General features: G+C 47.2%; 17 protein-coding genes. 5 read left to right on the plus strand and 12 right to left on the minus strand.

What is annotated here, in order from left to right; genetic code table 11:
• The first annotated feature begins 52 nt into the window (after positions 1-52).
• Positions 53-1,207, plus strand: a complete 1,155-nt coding sequence (locus QP794_RS10290; RefSeq protein ID WP_285076179.1) for a VanZ family protein — start codon at positions 53-55, stop codon at positions 1,205-1,207.
• 173 nt (positions 1,208-1,380) lie between these two features.
• On the opposite strand, the gene QP794_RS10295 is transcribed toward QP794_RS10290, so the two are convergent.
• The 7 genes from QP794_RS10295 to QP794_RS10325 all read right to left on the minus strand — a co-directional run bounded on the left by QP794_RS10295 (position 1,381) and on the right by QP794_RS10325 (position 8,601).
• A complete protein-coding gene (locus QP794_RS10295; protein ID WP_285076181.1) occupies positions 1,381-2,841 on the minus strand; it encodes a carboxylesterase/lipase family protein in 1,461 nt (486 codons plus the stop codon).
• 362 nt (positions 2,842-3,203) lie between these two features.
• Complete coding sequence (locus tag QP794_RS10300; protein ID WP_285076183.1) at positions 3,204-4,211, minus strand: metallophosphoesterase family protein; 1,008 nt, start codon at positions 4,209-4,211, stop codon at positions 3,204-3,206.
• Complete coding sequence (locus tag QP794_RS10305; protein ID WP_053782535.1) at positions 4,211-4,546, minus strand: DMT family transporter; 336 nt, start codon at positions 4,544-4,546, stop codon at positions 4,211-4,213. The genes QP794_RS10300 and QP794_RS10305 overlap by 1 nt, the downstream gene beginning before the upstream one ends.
• Positions 4,543-5,310 (minus strand): HAD family hydrolase, encoded by a 768-nt coding sequence (locus QP794_RS10310; RefSeq protein ID WP_285076187.1) that lies wholly within the window; start codon positions 5,308-5,310, stop codon positions 4,543-4,545. Before QP794_RS10310 ends, QP794_RS10305 begins: the two co-directional genes overlap by 4 nt.
• An 87-nt stretch (positions 5,311-5,397) precedes the next feature.
• Positions 5,398-6,777, minus strand: coding sequence for an ABC transporter substrate-binding protein (locus QP794_RS10315; protein ID WP_079348194.1), 1,380 nt, complete (start codon positions 6,775-6,777; stop codon positions 5,398-5,400).
• Between the two features lie 34 nt (positions 6,778-6,811).
• Positions 6,812-7,726, minus strand: coding sequence for a carbohydrate ABC transporter permease (locus tag QP794_RS10320; protein WP_285076190.1), 915 nt, complete (start codon positions 7,724-7,726; stop codon positions 6,812-6,814).
• Positions 7,726-8,601, minus strand: a complete 876-nt coding sequence (locus tag QP794_RS10325) for a carbohydrate ABC transporter permease (RefSeq protein ID WP_094937380.1) — start codon at positions 8,599-8,601, stop codon at positions 7,726-7,728. Before QP794_RS10325 ends, QP794_RS10320 begins: the two co-directional genes overlap by 1 nt.
• 194 nt (positions 8,602-8,795) lie before the next feature.
• Between QP794_RS10325 and QP794_RS10330 the strand changes: the two genes are divergently transcribed.
• Positions 8,796-9,362, plus strand: coding sequence for a GbsR/MarR family transcriptional regulator (locus tag QP794_RS10330; protein WP_079348198.1), 567 nt, complete (start codon positions 8,796-8,798; stop codon positions 9,360-9,362).
• A gap of 246 nt (positions 9,363-9,608) precedes the next feature.
• On the opposite strand, the gene QP794_RS10335 is transcribed toward QP794_RS10330, so the two are convergent.
• Entirely contained in the window at positions 9,609-13,202 is a 3,594-nt protein-coding gene (locus tag QP794_RS10335) for an S-layer homology domain-containing protein (protein WP_285076194.1), read from the minus strand.
• Between the two features lie 528 nt (positions 13,203-13,730).
• Between QP794_RS10335 and QP794_RS10340 the strand changes: the two genes are divergently transcribed.
• Entirely contained in the window at positions 13,731-14,777 is a 1,047-nt protein-coding gene (locus tag QP794_RS10340; RefSeq protein WP_285076196.1) for a CdaR family transcriptional regulator, read from the plus strand.
• Between the two features lie 107 nt (positions 14,778-14,884).
• Here the strand turns inward: QP794_RS10340 and QP794_RS10345 are convergent, their stop codons facing one another.
• From QP794_RS10345 to QP794_RS10355, 3 genes are all read right to left on the minus strand, one after another.
• Positions 14,885-16,033 carry a glycerate kinase family protein gene (locus QP794_RS10345; protein ID WP_285076198.1) on the minus strand — a complete coding sequence of 383 codons (1,149 nt, stop codon included), beginning with the start codon at positions 16,031-16,033 and terminating at the stop codon, positions 14,885-14,887.
• A gap of 23 nt (positions 16,034-16,056) precedes the next feature.
• Positions 16,057-17,352 carry a GntP family permease gene (locus QP794_RS10350; protein WP_285076200.1) on the minus strand — a complete coding sequence of 432 codons (1,296 nt, stop codon included), beginning with the start codon at positions 17,350-17,352 and terminating at the stop codon, positions 16,057-16,059.
• Between the two features lie 360 nt (positions 17,353-17,712).
• Positions 17,713-18,273 (minus strand): hypothetical protein, encoded by a 561-nt coding sequence (locus tag QP794_RS10355; RefSeq protein WP_024629665.1) that lies wholly within the window; start codon positions 18,271-18,273, stop codon positions 17,713-17,715.
• 97 nt (positions 18,274-18,370) lie between these two features.
• Here QP794_RS10355 and QP794_RS10360 point away from each other — a divergent pair, with 97 nt between their 5' ends.
• Positions 18,371-19,288, plus strand: a complete 918-nt coding sequence (locus QP794_RS10360) for a phosphatidate cytidylyltransferase (RefSeq protein WP_079348210.1) — start codon at positions 18,371-18,373, stop codon at positions 19,286-19,288.
• Between the two features lie 219 nt (positions 19,289-19,507).
• On the opposite strand, the gene QP794_RS10365 is transcribed toward QP794_RS10360, so the two are convergent.
• Positions 19,508-20,089 carry a hypothetical protein gene (locus QP794_RS10365; RefSeq protein ID WP_285076202.1) on the minus strand — a complete coding sequence of 194 codons (582 nt, stop codon included), beginning with the start codon at positions 20,087-20,089 and terminating at the stop codon, positions 19,508-19,510.
• A 234-nt stretch (positions 20,090-20,323) separates the two neighbouring features.
• Between QP794_RS10365 and QP794_RS10370 the strand changes: the two genes are divergently transcribed.
• Positions 20,324-21,199: a DMT family transporter gene (locus QP794_RS10370; RefSeq protein WP_285076204.1), complete on the plus strand. Its 876-nt coding sequence runs from the start codon at positions 20,324-20,326 to the stop codon at positions 21,197-21,199.
• The last annotated feature ends 70 nt before the right edge of the window (positions 21,200-21,269 follow it).

Here is a 21,269-nt window from a genome sequence, read left to right on the forward strand (position 1 = left end):
ACACGAATTGTACACATACACATATACATTTCCGATAAAAGGAGTTTCTGCTATGTCACCCTATGTTTTTCCTGTCCAAACGGCATTCCTGATTTTTGTCATTATCGCCATGTTTCTGCTGGTGCCCTGGTTAATCTACGGATATCGGAAAGATGGATTTTTTAGCTGGTCGCGATTTGCCGTCAGCTTTTCATTTATTTTTTACCTGCTGGCTGCTTATTGTCTGGTTATTCTTCCTTTCCCGACCACTCGTAACACATGTGCGCAGCAGGCAGCGGATACCGTATATTACAACCTTGTTCCATTCACCTTTGTGAAAGATATTATGAAAGAAACACCGATCGTGTGGTCTCAGCCTGCCAGCTATATTGGAATGATTCAGGGCAGAGCTTTTCTGCAGGTTCTGTTCAACGTCATGCTTCTCATGCCACTTGGCGTGTATATCCGGTATTTTTGGCAAAAAAGATCCTACTGGAAACAGGCTTTGTTAAGCGGATTTGGCTTGTCCCTGTTCTTTGAGGTTACCCAAATCACCGGCTTCTACGGTTATTACGATTGCCCGTATCGGCTGTTTGACGTGGATGACCTGCTGCTGAATACTTCAGGAACGGTACTTGGATTTTTCGCGGCACCCATCATACTTGCCTTATTCCCATCTCGTGCGAGCATTCAGGCGAAGAGCGAGCAGATCTTGGAACAAAACAAGGTCTATCCTGTACCTCAATTGATTGCGCTTATCATTGATGGTGTAGTTGTCGTGTTCCTATCCAATCTGATGTCTACTTTCAATTGGAGCAATACGAATGCCATCATCAGCACGCTAAATACGATGATCGCCATGCTGTTTGTATTTTTCTTTATTCCCTCATTGCGAGATGGCAAGACTCCAGGGTCAGCTCTGATGCGATTCAGATATGTTAACCGGAAAACTGGCGAACCTTCCAGCACATCCCTTTTCAAAAGGTTACTTGCACTTTACGTCCCTTGGCTTTTTTTCACCTTTGCTCAACTCATAACGAATTATGCCTTTCTGAACGAAAACGCGATGCTGGAACCTTATAAGGTATGGATCTCTGTCGGAATCTTTGGTCTGCATGGACTTATTCTCTTGGTATTGTTCGTTCATGTCATGCTGGTGCTGTTCTCTCGAGGAAAGCGAGCCTTCTATTGTGATGATGTATCCAATACAAGAGCATCTCGAAAATAAACTCTGGACTCACACCACTTACAACACAGCAGGTAATGGCGAAAAATAGTACCATAGCAAATCGCCGTTAAAGTCGGCAGGTTCGATTCATCTTAAAAAAAGGTGTAGCTTCGTCATCCAATGACGAGCCACACCTTTTAATTGTTGAATAATGAAGATCCGATGGGATTAAACTATAGCCCTAGCAGCTCACGTTTGGAAGCTTCCGGGTCATGGACCAACTGCACTTCATGATTGAAAATAAGCGTAGCACGACCGTCTTCGTAGGCAGGCCAATTCACTCCCGCCGTTTCAGGCTTGCCCTGCTTGGCGAATGAAATCCAGGCATCCTGCACCTTACCCGCAAGTTTTGCTGCTGCGGCATCTGGTTCCGCATTCATAAATTTCAGCACAGGCAATGTATTAAAAGCAAAGAAAATATCAATGCTATGAATCGATTTTTGCAGCAGTGGATGCTCCGGCATGACCCAATCGAACCGATACATCCATACAGGTGCATGCTTCTGCTGCGCAGCCGCATATTGCACTGCCGAGCGCCAGAAGAACAGATCAGTCATCACTTGGGCTTGACCATCTGCAGTCTTGGGATAACTGTCCGCAATCGCAGCCCGGTTCTCCAGATCAGGTGTCATAAAATCAACAGCCTTCACCATGTTGATCTCTTCAGAGTAAGGCACATGAGGCTGAATGAACAACGAGCCTTCATGTAAAGTGGTTCCGATAAGTACAGGGATGTCCTGTGCCGCACCCTCTTCTACCGCCTGAAGTGGTGCCTTCGGAAGTGTAACTCCATCCAGTACCGGCTGGAACAACAAGGCCATGCCTGCTCCGCTTTGTTGTTTGACCGTCTCGCCAGCAGCAATGATTTGCTCTACGGGAATGGTTTTGAGTTTTTGCAGCTCGTCTGCCGATATACCCAGAACCTTCAGCATGCCATCACGAATGGCCGAAGCCTGCTCTGCTGGCACAACTTGTGAAGCTCCACTTTGCATAATGGCCCGATGGAACAATCCCTTGGCAGCCGGCATCGCCATCAAAGCCGCAATACTCATACTGCCCGCAGATTCTCCGAAAACAGTGATATTACGCGAGTCACCGCCAAAAGCCTCTATGTTGTCCTGCACCCATTGCAGTGCAGCAATCTGATCCAGTAAACCTACATTGGATGCAAAACCCTCTCCCAGCGGAGCCATATGCAAGAAACCAAGTGGCCCCAGGCGGTAATTGATCGTTATGACGATAACGTTTCCCCGGAGAACGAGTTGAGTTCCATCGTACATCGGCTGGCTGCCAGCACCTGATACGAATGATCCGCCATGAATCCATACCATAACTGGAAGTGGGTCCCTGCTTTCTTGTTCAGGAGCCCAGATATTCAGGTAAAGGCTATCTTCCGATTCCACCGGAGGCTGTCCGGATATCGCCTCAGTTTGGGGATTTCTTGGCTGTATATTTTCAGGACCGAATTGCTTCGCCTCTCTGACTCCATCCCAAGTCTCAGGTGGAACGGGAGCCTGGAAGCGCAATTCACCCACAGGGGGCTTGGCATAAGGGATACCTTTCCATACGCTCGCTCCATGCAGAAGCTCTCCTTGAACCGTACCGAATCGGGTGTTCACTTGAAGTTCTCTCATGCGTTCTATACATCCTCTCTACTGATCGATAGTTCCAGCTTACGACTGGTGTTGCTCAGATCCGAATGTAACTTTCACGAAAAATAACTTGTACTGCTTCAACGCCTTTTTGTTACGTAATGGTAGGCGCATTTCCACTTATTTGAGTATAAATCCCAGCAAGACCCATTTACAAGTTTGTCCAAATTCACCCGCCACAGCTACGTTTCACGTGGAACTTTTACAGCCATAATAAAGACTCCGCTTCAATTAACGAGCGAAGTCTATTATTCTGCCGTGTATAAAATATCCAACGCTGAAAAGAAAAGATGACATTTCACTTTGCTCCCTGTATCCCATCAATACTTTTCCCGATGTCAGGATCAATCAGCGCCGTTTACTTTTACCGGATAATGAACCGTATATTCTGCCCCTTCAATCCAGCTGCCCGTCACATGATTACGACCCTTAACGACAACGCGGTCACGGTACACATCTACATGTAAACTCTCACTGCCCTCCAGATGCTCATCCTCATCTGTCCAGAGATAAGCCACAGAGGAGGCATTAAACATCGTTGGCATCTGCCCGCCACCTTCGTATATGGTGCGCTGTGCCTCCAATTGCCAATGGGTGTGCCCGGAGAAGAGGATTGCCTGCGGATAACGACTCAGAATAGCCTTTAATGCGGTGTCCTGATTCACGCCATACCAGCCCTGTTCCTTCATGGAACCCGCCACTGTATCCATCAATGGTTGATGGAGAAAGACGAAAATGGGCTGCTCAGAAGAAGCTTGTTCAGACAGTGTCGTTTCCAACCAATCCAGTTGTTCGGCAGACATATCACAATCTTTCGGATGAGGCTGCTCCGTACCCAGGAAGATATAATGATAACCGTTGATCCAGTGGTCGTGGTACGATCCGCTCATACCTGTGATTGCTGTAAAATCGTTTAACCGCTTCTGCCATAACTCCTCAATTGAAACTGATTCCTGTTTCTCGATATCTTGAGCTTCTCTTTGACCCGTATCCTCTGAATGCCCCAACACCTCACCCACCTCATGCTGGGTCATTGTGGTCAAGTTCAACGGTGGATCTCCCCATAGAATCGCTCCAATATCATGATTGCCTACGGTGTAACGTATTTGAGGCAGTGAATTGCCTTGAGCCTCCAATATACGCTGTAACTCCTGATATTCTTGCGGTAGACCACGATCGGTAACATCGCCTACATGCATGATTCCGCTGCTGCCATGGCTATATGTTGCCATGTCTTCCAGCGCTTTCTCCAGATGACGGTTATGGATATGGTCCGCCTGATCCCGTACATGTGTGTCTGTAATCACCTGGAAGCTGACTATCGGCTGTTCAAATTTATTTTCACTTTGCATCAGGAATCACTCCATTTCAGTCCAATAATGCCAATCAGAATAAAGCCCATCCAGACGATCGACATCGCCTTCAGACGTTCTCCCAAAAAGTAATGTCCCACGATACCAATCAAAGTAATACCTACGCCCGACCAGATGGCATAAGCAACACCCAGTGGCATATACTTCACAGCAAAATTCAACAGGGTAAAGCTCGCTCCATAACAAAGAAACATAAAAAGGGAAGGCCACAATCGGGTAAAACCATCCGACACCCTCATCAGAATCGTACCGCTCAGCTCTAATCCAATCGCTAGGGCAAGCAATATCCATCCGGTATACGAATGATTCGTCATCGGGTTACCTCGACTTCCAACAATTCATGAAACGAACGCACCGTTAGATCCGCAAGCTTGATATGAGCAGGGTCACCGACAGCAATCTTCCAGGCAGCCCCCGCAGCGCGAGCCATCTCCATATCACCATCCGTATCGCCGATTACGACAACTCTTGCAGCAGGTACACCCAGACGCTCACACGCCAGCAACAACATGTCAGGAAACGGCTTTCCCCTTCCAACCTGATCTGTTCCTACAACTACGGAGAAAAAGGATTCAATACCCATCCACTTTAGATGGCTTAGAGCATTTTCCGTCTCATCTGCTGTGACGACACCCATTTTCAGTCCCTTGTTGCGACACTGCTCAAGAAAGGCAAGGACGCCGGGGAGAGGCTGAGCAGGGCGTTCCTTATTCATCGCGTATTCTGCTTGTAGCAAACATTCCCTCACGATAATTTTCGCTTCCGCCCAGCTTAATCCTGCACGATAGCCATGCCAAGTTAATACGGCGTAGACTTCCTCCATCGTCCCCATGGCGAGGGGCCCCCGCACATCATAGCCGTTCATTCGCCCCTGCTCATCATGGAATGTTCCCCAGATATGAGGGATGTCTGCAGCATTGAACTGAAGGCCACGGGCAGCAAGCTCCTCCCGAAAATTATCCATCACACAATGGGTCCAGAAACCCCACATGGCCGTAAAATCAAGCAAAGTTCCATCCTTATCGAACAAAATAGCCTCTATCGGGGTAGACAGGCTCCCCAGGTTCAATTCAGGCATCGGTTACGCTCCTTGTCTGCTGAATTACTATGTCAGAAAAGCGGTACATGACTGCACCGCTTCTCCAAGTTCAGCTTGTTTCACTTGTTATTTCACGCGATCCAATTCTTTTTGGGCTTTTTCTTTGGCTTCTTTCAGCGCTTGTGCCGCTGGAATGTTATTAATCTGTACCTGATCTGCTGCATCCTTCAGCGCATCATTGATTTTGCCTCCAGTCGGATCCTGGAATGGAGCCGACGCATGGGAAGCCTGCTGCAGTGGAACCGTGATCTGAGGGTTCTTTTCACTGAACGTTTTGAATGCAGGATCTTCCTGAGCAGATTGCCGAACCGCAATGTAACCTGTGTTCATGGACCAAGCTGCTGTGTTCGCAGTTTCTGAGAAATACGTCAGCCACTTATAGGCTGCTTGCTGCTGTTCCGGGCTCGCTTCAGCAGGGATACCTGCCATAATTGCGCTCGCTACAGGTTTGCCTTCACCGACGCCTTCCCAACCAGGCTGTTGCATCGCTGCGACAATACTAAAGTCCAGATCGCCCTGGTCACCGCTCGAACCGGTGTATCCAGCTGCTTTATTTTTCATGACATCATCAATTGTTTTATACCAGTACTCCCAACCTTGACCGCCAAAATGAATACCCATGGTCTTGTCCTCATTAATCCACTTGCGGAACAATTCCCATGTCTCTACCCATTCCGGTGAATCAATCGTTACGGTCTTACCATCATCGCTCAGGATCTTCCCGCCTTTACCAAGCACGGCGTCGATCATGTTATCGCTACCCCACATTGGCTCCCAGCCATAGAAGGTTGTTTTGCCGTTTTCCTGCTTGCTCATCTTCGCTGCCGCTTCAGCAAGTGCCTCCCATGTCGTCAGAGTAGCAGGATCGATATTATTCTCTTTAAGGGCATCCATACGGTAATACATGATCTGAGTTGTTCCGTACATTGGCAAGAAATACTGCTTGCCGTCTACTTTTCCCTGCTCCAGGAAGGTCTGAACGTAATCTGCCTGATTAAAGTCCTGATCCGCAGCGATCAGCTCATCGAGCGGTGCATAATACCCTTTGCGCGCCCAGTCGATATTGGAGCTTAATACAGCGGCTGGTACTTTTTTCGAGGCAATGGCTGCCTGCAGTTTCTGTTCGGTTTCCGTGTAATCGGCTTGTACAATCCCTTTCACAACAACTTCGCTCTGGGATGCATTGAAGGCATCAATCGTTTTCTTCATGTTATCTCCCAGATTCCCACCCAGGCCATACCAGAATTCAATTTCAACTGGACTACTTGGCGCAGAACCAGATCCATTGGCTGCAGCTGCGTCTGAACCTGTGCCTGAGCCGCTATCTGCTGAGGAACCACACGCTGTGATCAGGGCAAAACTTGCGGCCAGTACCAGTGACATGCCGCCTCTCCACCTAAGCTTTAATTTGTTCCGCCATTTCATACTCGCTTGACTCAATTTCATTTTGATTCCTCCCATATAAAGTGTGTTGTAAAAATTAGTTTTTGTTTACGCCTGCAGTAATGTTTACACTCTGCATAATTGTCTTCTGCGTAAACAGGAATAGAATGAGCAGCGGTGCGATGGTAAATGCACTGGCGGCCATAATCTGCGGCCATGCCAGACCATAGGCTCCACCTTCCACGAAAAAGCTGCGCAGGCCTGCCGATACCAATTGCAGATTCGGGTCTTTGGTAATGAGCATCGGCCAGAAATAGTTGTTGTACTGGTCGATGAATGTAATCAGCACCATCACGGCAAAAGATGATCGAACCAGCGGCGTCATAATGGTCCACAGAATGCGGAAATGTGACGCTCCATCCAATTGCCCAGCCTCCACCAGCTCGTGAGACACCTGCATGAATGCCTGACGGATCAGGAAGATGGAGAACACACTGACACAGTTGGACACGATTAGTCCGGTATAGGAATCCAGTAATTTAAGCTCGCTGAGCACCAAATAACTGGGCAGATAAACGGCGGTACTCGGAATCATGTAGCCTACCAGGATCAATCCGGTGAGCACCCCTTTCATACGAAAACGCATATGGGTAAGTGCATAAGCCATCATGCTGGAGTTGATGACCTGGATCAGACAGATTGCTGCCGCTACCCCTGTACTGTTCAAAATGTAGCGGAAAAATGGTGCAGACTGCCACGCATCCACATAGTTGCTCCAGCGGAACGTTTTGGGCCAGAAGGTTGGCGGAAACTGCCAAATCTCGTCATTGGTCTTGAAACCGCTGATAACCATCCAATAGAACGGAAATGCCATTGTCAAACTGATCAGGGCAAGCAGCAGATATCGGAGCGCGGTACCAAATCCTTTTCCTCCACCAGGGAACTTCCGTTTTTGTGCTTGCTCACGACTATTATCTTTTCTTGTTTGTTTACTTAAAGCGGTCATATTCATCAGTAGTGCACCAGGCGTCGGCCGAGCAGGAAGGATACCCCTGACAGCAGAACGCAGATCAGAATAATAACAACGGCGATGGAAGAAGCCTCGCCCACATTGAAGGATTCAAATGCAGACTGATAATACATATAGAGCAGCGTCCTTGTTGATCCAGCCGGTCCCCCCTGGGTCATCACGTTGATCTGGTCATAGGCCTGAAGCGACTGAATCGTCAGGATAATGGACAGGAAGAACGTGGTTGGTGAGATCAACGGCAGCGTAATACTCCGGAACTTGTCCCAACTGCCTGCACCATCAATGGATGCTGCTTCAAGCAGGTCGGATGGCAGGTTGCGCAAGGCAACCAGGTAGAATACCATGGACCAGCCAATCGATTTCCACAGCGTAACGATGAGAACAGCCACAAGTGCCCAGTTTGCATCTCTCAGCCAGCCAATCGGGGATATCCCAGCCCAGCCAAGCAACAGATTGGCAAGCCCCACTTCCGGCTCGAAAATCCAGGACCATGCAATGGAGACAGCAACCGTCGGTGTGACCCATGGTGAGAACAGCAATGTCCGAAACAAACCAGACGATTTAATCTTGCTGTTCATGAGCAGCGCCAGCGCCAATCCACCAACAATCGTGGGCACGACACTTCCAAGACCGAACAGTAGTGTAACTTTCAATGAACGGTAAAATTCCGAGTTAGTTAGCAGATAGCTGTAGTTGTCCAAACCAACAAACAATTTGTCAGGACTCATGAAGTCCCAATCCGTAAAACTCAGATATACAATGTATCCCAAGGGACCCAACCAGAAAATGAGTAATGGGATAAGGGCAGGTAGGGTGAACAGAACTGCTTCTGTCTCCCTCCATAGTTTCACACGCAATTCGCACACTCCTCATTGTTCAATTTTTTTTTAACGATAGTGCATAATCCCCTTAAATCTATTTGTTTTTCACTTCCGTACAAAAATGATTGTATAATACATTTGAAAAAACTAATTCCGGGTTATGTTAAAATAACGGGATGTCATGTAAAATATGAAACAGAGAGTCCCATCCATATACTAGAGGTGAGATTGTGGGAAAAGAAGCTGCCGAGGACCAAAATCGTTCTTCGTTGTCCTATCGGCCTGAGCTGAGGGAGAAAGTAATTGACGCGATTGCCAATACAATGGACTTATACGGGGTCAATCATTCATTTGGCCAACTGTATGGCATTATGTATTTCGAGGATCAACCCATGACGCTGGAAGAGATGAAAACGTCCATGAACATGAGCAAAAGTAATATGAGTTACGCCGTACGTTCTCTTACCGAATCTCAGATGATTTATAAATTGGAGGAAAAGCGGGAACGCCAGGATCTGTATTTGGCAGAAACCAACTTTTTCACTACGTTTCAGAACTTCTTCGGGGCTAAACTCCAACGGGAGATTGATGTGATGCAAGAAAGCCTTCGCGAGGTCATTCCGGAGTTATCGGAGATCATTCTTGCCAAAACAACTCCGCCGGAAGAGAGGGAGGAAGCTTTGCGTGATCTGCATAAGCTTCAGCATGCCGACCAGTATTATGAGTGGTTGCAGGGATTTGTAGACCAACTGCGGGATGGTGTATTTTACAAAGATGCCCCACATGAGAGTGATTAACGCATCGCACGTTTGCGAGGCTGTAAAGGGATTTTCACTTTAACACTTATATTCTTATGTTCAGCTCGTTAAGAAATCATATACGTCTTATTATGAATAGTATTCACTACGTTCGTTAAACTAAAAAAGCCAGCTCAGCGAGCGACGATGGTTGCAGGACTTGTGCTGATTTTAGAGACCAAAAAGGGGAGCCCCACCATGTTTTCATGGTTGGGGCTCCCCTTTGTTGTTATAGATACTGTTATCTTATTTCTGTGCCGCAGCTTCAATGTCTGCATAAGCCCAGTGTGTTGCAGGTACGTCTGTAAAAAATGGCGTGGTTACGCCTGTTAATGGAGCGCGATTAAACAATATGTTCAGTACTTTCACGGCTTCAGCACGAGTCAGTTTGCTGTCCGGTTTGAACGTTCCGTCATTGTATCCGGTCATCAGACCAGCGGATTGCATGTAGGCAATTGCATCGGAAGCCCATTGGTCAGAAGATACATCAGTAAATACAGCACCAACCGTTGATTGCGATGTGTTGTTGCTTGTCACGTCTGCGTTTTGCTGCTGCATCCAGCGGTACGCAATGGTTGCCATTTGTGCTCGCGTAATCGAACCCTCTGGTGCAAATTGAGTGGCGCTCATGCCATTCATGATGCCTGCGGATTGCGCTTTTTGAATATCGCTTACTGCCCAATGGGTTGCAGATACGTCGGCGTAGCTGACGCCATTTGCGGAGTCGGTTCCCGCTTCATCAGTCAGATTACGAGCCAGCATCGCTGCCATTTGCGCACGGGTTACGAATGCATCCGGGCGGAAATCTGCACCGAAGCCGTTAATATAGGGGTTGTGCGAGCTTTGCGATGCTTTCAGTCCATCCACTACAACGAGGGTGAACGTGCTGAATTTGTTGACTGTAAACTCGATGCTTTCACTGGAGTCGCTAAGCTTCACGAGTTTACCTTGAATCAACTCTTTTGTGCCATCACTGTGTTCAATGTAAACAGCCAAGTTATCCAATGCTTGCTGGCGGGCAGCAGGATCGGTTGGAAGGCTGTCACGCAGCGGCAATGTCAGTGTGACTTCATGGCTTTGCATATTTGTTTCGATTTCAACTGGACGAGCCAGTACTTTTACGTTGGTATTTGGAGCAATTTGTTGGATAAGTTGCTCCTTCTTCGCACGTTCTTCCACTTCCTTGCGCTCCGACTCCTGCTTCATTGGTACGATGCGGAAGTACAAGTCTTGGTCGAATCCGGCAATCGACTTCGTTGGAACCGAGATGACTGCGTTCTCTGTAGAAATTTCAAGATTAAGCTCACCATCATTCAGCTGTTTCACCGCTGCTTTTGGCAACTCAATGCGCGTCTCTGACACGGCATCTTTAGCATCCGGGATGATAATACGTGCCGTATTCAGACCCAGTTGTTTTGCTTTTTCCACCGATTCCTTGGCTATTGCCTCAGACATCTTCACCAGATCTTTAATCGTACCATTCGCCTCGGTTGTACGTGTAATTGGCGTTTTGGTCAGATTAGTTCCATTAACCCCGTTCACATCCACGACGATTTGTTCCTGCTTGGTTGTTGGTGTAGTCGTAACAGGTGTAGTCACTGACGATCCACCCCCTGTGCTTCCACCCGGGTTAGGAGTTGAACCATTGCCGTTGTTGCTATCGCCATTTGCTGTAAAAACAATCTTCACGGCGCGTCCTGGCAATTCATCACTAATCGCTTTATAACGAACCCATACGGTTTTGTCACCGCTAAAATCAAGACGCTGAATGGAGGCAACATCAAGCCAGTTCAGTTTACCATCAAAGGAGATCTCCATCGTATCATCCAAGCCGGTTATAGTGTTGTTGATGTCATTTCCCGTTACATTCGGGGCCGTGAAGAATTGGTTGATTACATATTGTAGATTTCCAACATCTTCATAGCTGTCTTGTTCATTAAGCACCCATTCAGCTAGTTCCTTGCGGCCTTCCGGGTTGAGTTCTGCTCTTTTGGACAAATCAAGGGCACCTGAAAGATTGAATTTGTATTGGTCAAAGAAATTGTGTCCGTTAAACTGTTCATTCATAGTTGTCTCAAGCCACTGATCCATTTGATCTATAGTGGTGGCTTCCTCAAGAGGCTGGAAAGGCATTGATAGCAGTCCCAGAAGAAAGCGCGGATCGGCAATCTCTACTTGAGCCTGTTTTGCAATTCGTTCCACTCCCAATAAATGCAGGTACTTAAAAGCGAAAATTGGTTTATTTACCTCGCTTAATTGTAGATGATGATCTCCAACTTGACGAAGCATATCTGTCTCAGGGTCTTTAAAATGATCGGGTCCTTCAGACAGTTTCTGAGCAAATAGGTCCAGCTTGCCCTGAAGTACGCCCAGCTCCCTTTGCTCCCAGATCAACTGAGCCTGGACAGCAAGCTCAATCATATATTGAACCTGTTCCTTACTTTCATAGTTCTTCTTGATATTATCAATCAGGAACCCAGCCACATAATCTTTGACGTTTTTAGATAAAGAACCGTATTCATTTGGGAAATCAATGCCTAATTCCTGGTTCTCCATAGCCAGACGCATAGCGTCTATATTTTTGTCAACCCTTGCAGCATTTACAGCAGCCAACGCATCAACTTCATTACCAGAGAAAAATTTGTTAAATGCAGTCTGAATGTCTTCCAAACTTGCATATCCACCAATCGGTCTTTCAGTAAGCATATGATCAGCCAACTGCTCCTTCTGTTCTGGCGTCAAGTTATCCATTTTGCTGATATCTAGAGACAAGCTCTCCATTGGGTTTTCCGAGTTAGCCGTATTGTATGACTTGATATCCCCCTGAAGCTTAAGCAGATTCTCCAACGATGACAACATTTCTTCTGTCGTCTCCGCCTTTTTATTAATTAAAGGTGTGTCCATTACTGCTGTATCCATATAAGACAGAACACGTGAAATAGAAGGGCTTCTTTTGAGTCTAAACTCATATAAATAAGCTGTCATACGTTTTTCAATTGCGGATGATTCAAGATACAAATCAACCAATTGATAGAATTGGCTTCCAGCGGCTGGATACTCAAAAAACTGCACTCGTTCTGCTTGCTTCGCATATAGGTCATCAAGCGTAGCTAATGCATTTTGTCCTCCGATTTGGCGAGTCACTTCAAGGGCTTTGAGAGCTAATTGCACCAGAAATTGAATTTGTTTCTTGTCCTCATATCCATCGGTTTTCGGTGGATCTATACGCAGCAAATATGCTGCGATGTCCGACTGATCTTCTTCAGACAACGATTTGAAATTAGGCTCAGCTATGAATTGTTCATTACTAAGCAACTCAATCACTGCCGGTATGAAATTAGTGTTCTCGCCCTGCTCATTTCTTTTTTTAATATCGTTGAACTGATCCAGCTCACTCAGCTGCACAGTAAATTCAATAGATTGCATTTGATACGCAGTTTCCAAGTATTTATCTTTAACTACTACATTGAAATAGTACGTATCTCCTTCGATAAGATCCGTGATTATTTCTGAAAATGTACCATTTGAAGCTTCTAAACCATTAATCGGATCACCGTAGGGATGACCTGATGTTCCGCTGATTTGTTGCATGTCTGCAATATCAGGAGCATTGGATATGTAAATTTGGTAATTTACATCAGGTGGGGAAGAGGACTCGGATTGTGCGTACACCCATTGTAATTCAATTGATTTCTCGTCCACATACTTTATTGTTAATAGACCATTATTTCCCGGTACTGGATACGATGCCCCTGCATTTACCTTTCCTGCTGGTGCTGCCAACCAAGGACCTACCAACACCAAAATGAGCAACATGCTAATTAATTTCCTGTATTGCATTAACCTTTCCTCCCTCATCTAGCTTCTCGAAATATAGGCCTAGTGTATTACGCAACTCTGAACGAATTCTGAACAATCGCTCTATAAAATGGAAAAAGACCCTTCCTGTAGGTGAAAAACAGGCCGGATCTCAAATTTTTTTCGTCATAATTCATCATTTTTACATGTACGAGTAATTATAGAGACCTACATTTTACAAAATTCAAGATAGATACCTATACCTTCGCTTCACTCTTTCACCATTCTCCTTGGATGGCATCTGTTGCTGGGGCAAGGCGCATCTGGAATACTTGAACGGAACCAAGCAGATGAATAATGTGGATAAGTTAATAGAGGAATTCCATAACTAAGCGAAAGCAAAATACAACAATACGGCAACCCCTCCACCCTTTAGTTAACAAACTTGTTTAAGAGAGGCGCGTCAGCTATAATTTCGTTCAGATGCACAATGGATAGACAAGACTGAACAGACATATTAGACCAAAATACTTGCACCTTGTTGAAACAGCCGAAGAAGGAGGACCTCTAATGCTGCAGCTTTCGGAAAAACAGGCACAGGATATTGTCGATAAAATGATGCAGGACATTCCCTACAACATCAACATCATGAACGAGCAGGGCGTTATCATTGGAAGTGGACAGAAGGAACGCGTAGGTACGGTACATCAGGGAGCAGTCCGTGCCCTGACCACCGGGGACCGCGTCGAAGTCTGGCAGGATGGCAGACTGGAGAAGATGGGCACCAACGAGCCGATCAGGATCAATCATCAGCATGTCGGAGTCATCGGTATATCCGGGCATCCGGATGAAGTTCGTCCGTTCTGCAACATTGTAAGCACAACCGTATCTCTCCTGATCGAACAACGCAATCAATTGGAAAATCTGGCGCATGAGGCTTCTCGAAAAAAAGCCTTTTTGGAACGGCTGCTTGCCCACTCCGGTTCCTATTCACAGAAGATCAGGAAGGAAGCGGCGCAGTACCATATCGATCTGCAGCTGCCGGCGGTTCTTCTATACATCCGCTTTCCCCATGAATCCCCTGAATTCAGCCCTGAGACTAGCCGGTTATTACTACAGCTGCCTTCTTTCTCTGTAGAGGAGGATGGTCTTGCGCAGATCATTCTGATTCAAAGCGAATCGGACGTTGATTCAATAGCTCAGCTTGTACATCAGGAGCAGCCTCAAGCTTTCATCTCTGTTAGCAAACGTGAAGCCAGCATTGCCGTCTGTTATGAACAGGCGAGATCTGCGATGAACATCTTGCTCGCGCTCCGCCCTGCTGCACCACTGATCCATTATGATGATGTCCAGTTTCTGGTGCGCTTCAGCACTACCAACCTTACCCGTCATAACAACATCGTCAGTAAGTTGGAGGACACAGCAGATCTGCTGGACACCCTTCGCAGCTTCATTCAACACAATGGCAGCATGTCAACGACTGCTGAAGAGCTCAACATCCATCGCAATACGCTGCAATATCGGCTCAAACGGATCCAAACCCTTACAGGCAAGGACCCACACAATTGGCTGGAGCTCATTGAACTTACCCACGGACTACTCGCATCATATCAGTAGACCCCAATACAAAAAGAGACTGCACAGGAATGCCCCTATCCATGCGGACGGCGTCCCATTCAGTCTCTTTATGCTGCGGATTCCCTCATCATCGGATCAACAGAATTTTAAGAAATCAGACCCAATTTCAGCACTCTTGCAATATTCTCGGTTGTACGTTCCACATTCTGTGGACCTTCGTCCAGAAGTCGTTCCAGTTCAGCCGCACCCGGTACAATCCCGAACACCGCATCAATGCCTTCCGTGTACAACGTATCTATTCCTTCACCAACGCACCCCGCGATGGCGATAACCGGTTTACCTGCTTCCTTGGCTGCCCGCGCCACTCCGTATGGTGTCTTTCCAAATTTTGTCTGAAAATCAATACCACCTTCGCCTGTAAACACTACATCCGCATGTTCGAGCTTGTCACGCAGACCTGTATATTCAATGACAATTTCAATGCCTTTGCGCAACACAGCCTGTGTAAAAATCAAAAGCCCTGCGCCCAGACCACCTGCTGCACCTGCCCCCGGCACATCACGTATATCCTTGTGCAGCTGCTGCTTCACCACATCCGCATAATGGAATAGATTCGCATCCAGTAGCTGCACCGTCTCCGGTGTAGCTCCCTTCTGCGGCCCAAACACCCGTGAGGCGCCATGCTCTCCGCATAATGGATTCGTTACATCACAGGCCACAATGAGCTCTACGTCCTGCAATCGTTCATCCAGGCTGGAGACATCAATATGAGCCAACTGATTAAGCGCTCCGCCTCCACGTGCAAGTGGTTGGCCGTCTGCATCCAGAAACTTTGCACCAAGGGCCTCGGCCATGCCTGCACCCCCATCATTGGTCGCACTGCCGCCGATTCCGATAATGATTTTGCGAATGCCCTGATCCAGACACGCCCGAATCAGCTCTCCCGTACCATAGGTTGTCGTACGAAGCGGATCTCTGGTTTCCTTCGTCACCAAATGAATGCCGCTCGCCGATGCCATCTCAATTGCCGCCGTTACCCCATCACCCAGAATGCCATATTGAGCAATTACGGGCTGCCCCAGCGGCCCACTCACTTCTTTCTGGTGAATCACACCGCCAGAAGCATCCACCAGCGATTGCACGGTACCTTCGCCTCCGTCAGCCATCGGTACATGAATATAGCTCGCGGTAGGGTAGATTTTGCGTAATCCTTTTTCCATAGCTACACATACTTCTTTCGCTGTCATGCTCTCTTTAAATGAATCCGGTGCCAGTACAAATGTCGTCTCTCTCATCTTCTCCCACCCCATCCGTGTTATTAAAGGATAAATCCATAGATTAACGTTGCTACAATTGCCATCGTTCCACCCACAATCGCTTCATACGGAATAACGCCCATCCGCTGCTTGATCGTCATCTTCATGCTATCTGCTGAAACGTGGAAGTAGTTGCCTTGTGGCAGGGAATCAATAACTGTCGCACCCGTGTGCACCATGACAGCCGCTGCGAGTGGCGCAGTCCCCATGTTCAGAATTGCATCGCCAAATGAACCAGTAGCAAGGATAACCCCTGTCGAGGTGGAAGCCGTCGCTGCTGCCATTAAAATCCCGGCAATCGGTGCCAGGAAGGTGCCGGATATCCCGGACGCTTCAATAAGTCCAACAACTTGACCAGACAGATCGGATGCAGAGATTAGTCCTGCAATGCCTCCGGCACCGATCAGAATGAGCACGGTGGCAGTCATTTTATTTAATCCGGAAGTCGTGTATTTCACAATGTTTTTGCCCTGGCCCATTGCCAGCATGCCGATAATACCTGCAATCGGGAGAATGTACATCGCATCCACTTTGAATGTGGACAATGCCTCGATACCTGTAATAGAGCCGATCGGATTAATCATCAGCAGGATGATCGCAACCAACGGTGCCACAATCGCCTTCTTCAGTGGTGGGTATAGTGACGTGTCCACTTCACCCTGCTCTGCTTCCTGATCGGTTACCATTACACCCTTGTTTTTGAGCATTGAAGCTACGATAACGGTTACAATTAATCCGCAGATGGCTGGAATCACACCAGCCAGCATGACATTGCTGAGATCCAGCTCGAACCCCCGCGCCGCAGCAATCGTATTCGGATTCGGGGATATAATATTGCCCGCCTTGCCTCCACCTGATAAAGCTAATAAAAGAGCCAGCTTGGATATGCCCATTTTGTTACCGACAGACAGCGCAATTGGCGCTACGATCAGGACGGCCACGGGAATAAATACCCCAACGGCTGTAATAATCATCGTTGCCAGCGCCAAAGCCAGAATGGCCTTGCTGCCGCCAAATTTTCGCACAATGGCCTGGGCAATCGTCTCTGCCGCCCCCGACTCCATCATGACACCGGCCAGTACCCCGGCAGCCAATACGCGGAGCACGGTACCCATGACACTTTGCGTGCCGTTCACCAGTATATTTACGGTCTCTTCCAGGTTAGCTCCGCCAATTAAAGCGCCTACAATTGCGCCCAGAAATAAAGAGTAGACCGGATTCAGCTTCTTCAGAATCAGTATAATCGCAATTGCGAGTCCTGCCAGTGCGCCGATCCAGCTAATTGTTAAAGGTTCCATTGTCCATTGCCCCCCATGCACTTGTTGAACACGCTTTCATTATAGTTGCTGGCGAGCTAAATAAATATTGATGAACAGACGAAATTCATTGTGCATATGCATAACCTTATGTTCAGCCCGATTGGATCTCACTTGGTGAGCCTCTGCTCCAGGTTCGAAATGCGGTAGTGCATAGTCCGAATGGTGAAGTAATCGAATTTCTTGAAGAGGTTAATTTGGACCGTTCATCCACTCCGTTGATCTAACAATACACAAACAGAACAGCCTGTTGCTCGGAAATCCGTGGCAGCAGGCTGCTTCATGGTTTTATTTCTTGAGATCCAAACCAGGGCCAAGAGAGGTCTCAGACGCCTCTTACTTTTACTCTTCTTTCTGCCCTTCAATTTCTGGCTTATACGCACTTAACTTCCCTTCATACACCAGCTGTAGCTGTTCACTTTGACGAAAATCATCCGGGGTCACCAGCGCAGGCAGCTTGTTCCACAGCTTAATACCTGAGCGTTGCAGAATCTCGGCAACAAATTGTGAGCAAAAGTAGGAGTTGCTGAACTCCACTGGCTCCTTCAACGTAATGCCAATCACACCAAGCAGATTGTACATATATTTCTGGCGGCTGCGGATGAAGATATGCAGCACCCGTTTCATTTTTTCCACTTCACGCTCCGTCACCTGAAGCTCATAAATGACACATGTGGTATTTGGATATTTACTGTATGTACCTGTCTGAATATCTTCCTTCACGAACCCGCCGTTCAGCGGATTACTCGGATGCTTGCGACCAAAGCTGTACAGCTCGGATAGTTCCCGGTCAAATGAGATGGAGGCATGATTGTATGGCGCTCTGGTGTAACTCTGAATAACCTTAGTAAACAATGTTCCTGTGTTCGTAAGCAGGATGTAGATCGAGCGTTCAGCTGTCATAACGAAATTTCCCCTTATCAAGTTCGCACTATTCCTTCATAATAACATAGGTACCCTATATTGAAATCTCACTTCTAGATAAGCAGGTGGTCTGTACATGAGCAGTTCGCTCTTTACTTTAACACTGATTTTCATCGCCTTACTGGTCATACATATCGTATATAAAATCATTACGAAGCTTCAGCCGGACAAGGATTATTCGGGCATTGGCAACAAAATCAAAACCTGGTGGGGCATGCTTGTCATCTTCTGTCTCGCCACTCTCTTCAATCCGGTTGTCTCCCTGATCTCCCTCATGGTACTTACCTTTTTCGCGCTGAAGGAGTACTTCTCCATGATCCGCAGCACCCGCAAAGCAGACCGCAGGCTGTTTCTATGGGCATATCTGGCGATTCCGGTCCAGTTCTACTGGATCTATATTGGATGGTATGGGATGTTTATCGTGTTTATTCCGCTATATGTCTTCCTTGTACTACCTCTGCCACGCTTGATTAATAAAGGCACGGTCGGTTTCCTGCGCAGTGTCAGCTCGACGCAGTGGGGCTTGATGCTGATGGTATTTGGACTTAGTCATCTGGCCTACTTTCCGTTTGCAACACCGGAATATGGCGCCAAGCTGGTCCTGTTCCTTGTCGTATTAACCCAGTTGAATGATGTCGTGCATTATCTGGCCTCGCTCTATCTGGGCAAACGCAAAGTGGTGCCGACCGCTAATCCTTTTTTGACATGGGAAGGGTTCGCCTGTGCATTCGTTGTCACCACCGCTGCCTCTTATTACATTCATCCCTACCTGACCCCGTTTGATGCACGTTTCGCGCTGTTCATCGGTGTGTTAATCGCTCTGGCTGGGTTCTTCGGGAGCCTTACGGTTTCTGTTCTGAAACGGGATTTGTTAATCGGAGATGACAATAAGTTCGATGCGCTGAAAAAAAGCTACCTGAGCCGAGTCGACAGCCTGACGTACACCTCTCCGGTTATGTTCCATGTGGTACGTTATTTCTTCGACTTTATGTAGGAGGAGCACCCGCTAAGACACAAAGTTGAACGCCGCACGATCGACCAGTATGTGGTATGACATTACGGAATCACTAAAAAGCAGCCATGAAGGCTGCTTTTTATCTTCAGGGCTGAATTGAAGACGCACGCACAGTGCGCCGGTTCCATTCTCCATTTGATCAACAGAAGAAGAAGAAGAAGAAGAAGAAGAAGTGGCACACAGCAATAATTCGCCTGCTTATTTTAATTTAATTTCTTTTTCCGAGGTGACTTCCTTCCCCTCATCATTGGTAAAGACAAACGTCGCTTTGCCGCGTTCACCCTTCATCTCATCCGAATAAATAAATCCGGAGAATTGCCCATCACCACTGATATAAAATCCTTCTTTCCCATTCGCGCCATGTTCGATTGCTTCCTTATAAGAATTCACAATCGTTACCGTGTTGGACGTCCAACGCATCTCGGTTAAAGCGTAACCCTCAGGAATTTGTTTGATCGCAAAATCAAAGCTGTTGCCTTCGGACGGCTTGTCCGTCTGGTCAATCACGATCATGACCTGTCCTTCCGCATCAGCAGAGGATTCCGATTGGGCGGTAGGATTGCCCTCATTCCCACTCTCGTTCGCTTGACCGTTGTTATTCTTCGCCTCTATATTAGGAACGGAACTCTTTCCCGCTTCTTCTATGGGCTGCTTCGATTGCGGATAGGCGTGTTCCTGTACGGATTCATTGTTATTTTTGGCCCCACATGCGCTGGTCAGCAGCAGAATACACAGAGCAGACACCCAGAGTATAGATTTATTTTTATTGATATTCATCATTGGAACTCCCTCCACGTTCATCTAAATTAACAAGCATGATGCATTCACCCCAAGAGATCTTTCCAATCAGCATCTTCTATAGTAATTACTACACCATATCGTCTCACATTAAGCTCCATATTATGTAAATCAGTTATAAATCCTATTCGTTATTACACTTCGATGAACCCTGAAACGTTGGCGTGATACCCTGAAAGGGTCAAAAAATACGCTATATTCGGGGAGGAAAAAAAGTTGAATCGTTTTGCTTTTATGATGCTCGTTATACTCGCCACCTCGCTTATGGGTTCATCCTTTGCTGTGGGCAAAATTGGGCTGGCTTATCTTTCTCCCATTCTGCTGGTCGGCATTCGATTTACTCTGGCTGGAGGACTAATGGCGCTATGGGTGCGAAATAAAAACCTTCCGACCACTGTGCCTGACTGGCTCCGGTTATTCGTCATCGGTCTGTTCCAGACGACTGGCGTGATGGCCTGTATTTTCCTGAGCATGCGCACCATTCCTTCCGGGCAGACATCCATTCTCACGTTTACGAATCCGCTATTGGTAGTTCTTCTTGGAAGTGTCTTTGTGGGTCTACGATATCGGGCATATCAGTGGCTTGGGGTACTTATCGGAATAACGGGGGTCTTCATCACGCTTGGATTACATCTTCAATTCTCGGAAGGAACGCTGCTGGGTATAGGCTCCGCCTTGTCCTGGGCCATCGCTACCCTCTTGGTGAAACAATGGGGATCACGCTTCAGCACCTGGGTGTTAACGGCATATCAGATGTTATTCGGCGGGGTGACGCTGTTATTGCTCAGTTTCACCATGGAATCAACAAAACTCATCCTGAATGCCACGTCCATAGGGGTGATTCTGTATCTGGCGATCCTCGGTTCCATGGTGCAGTTCGCTACGTGGTATTACCTGTTAAGCAAAGGCGATCCGGGCAAAACCAGTGCCTTCCTGTTTCTCGCTCCATTCTTCGGTGTCTTATCCGGCTGGCTGCTTCTAGGCGAAGTCATTCAGAAGTACGTATATATCGGTGGATTATGCATATTCCTGGGGATCTTTTTGGTAAACTGGAGTGGACGGACAAGTCAAAAGAAAACATCATCCATATGAGCATGCTTCATGCTGAAATAAAAATATTCATGCCTGATTTTCGGCGATGCCCTGTGCATCGTTTTTTTAT

It is taken from the genome of Paenibacillus sp. UMB7766-LJ446, assembly GCF_030226665.1.
GTDB lineage: Bacteria > Bacillota > Bacilli > Paenibacillales > Paenibacillaceae > Paenibacillus > Paenibacillus vandeheii.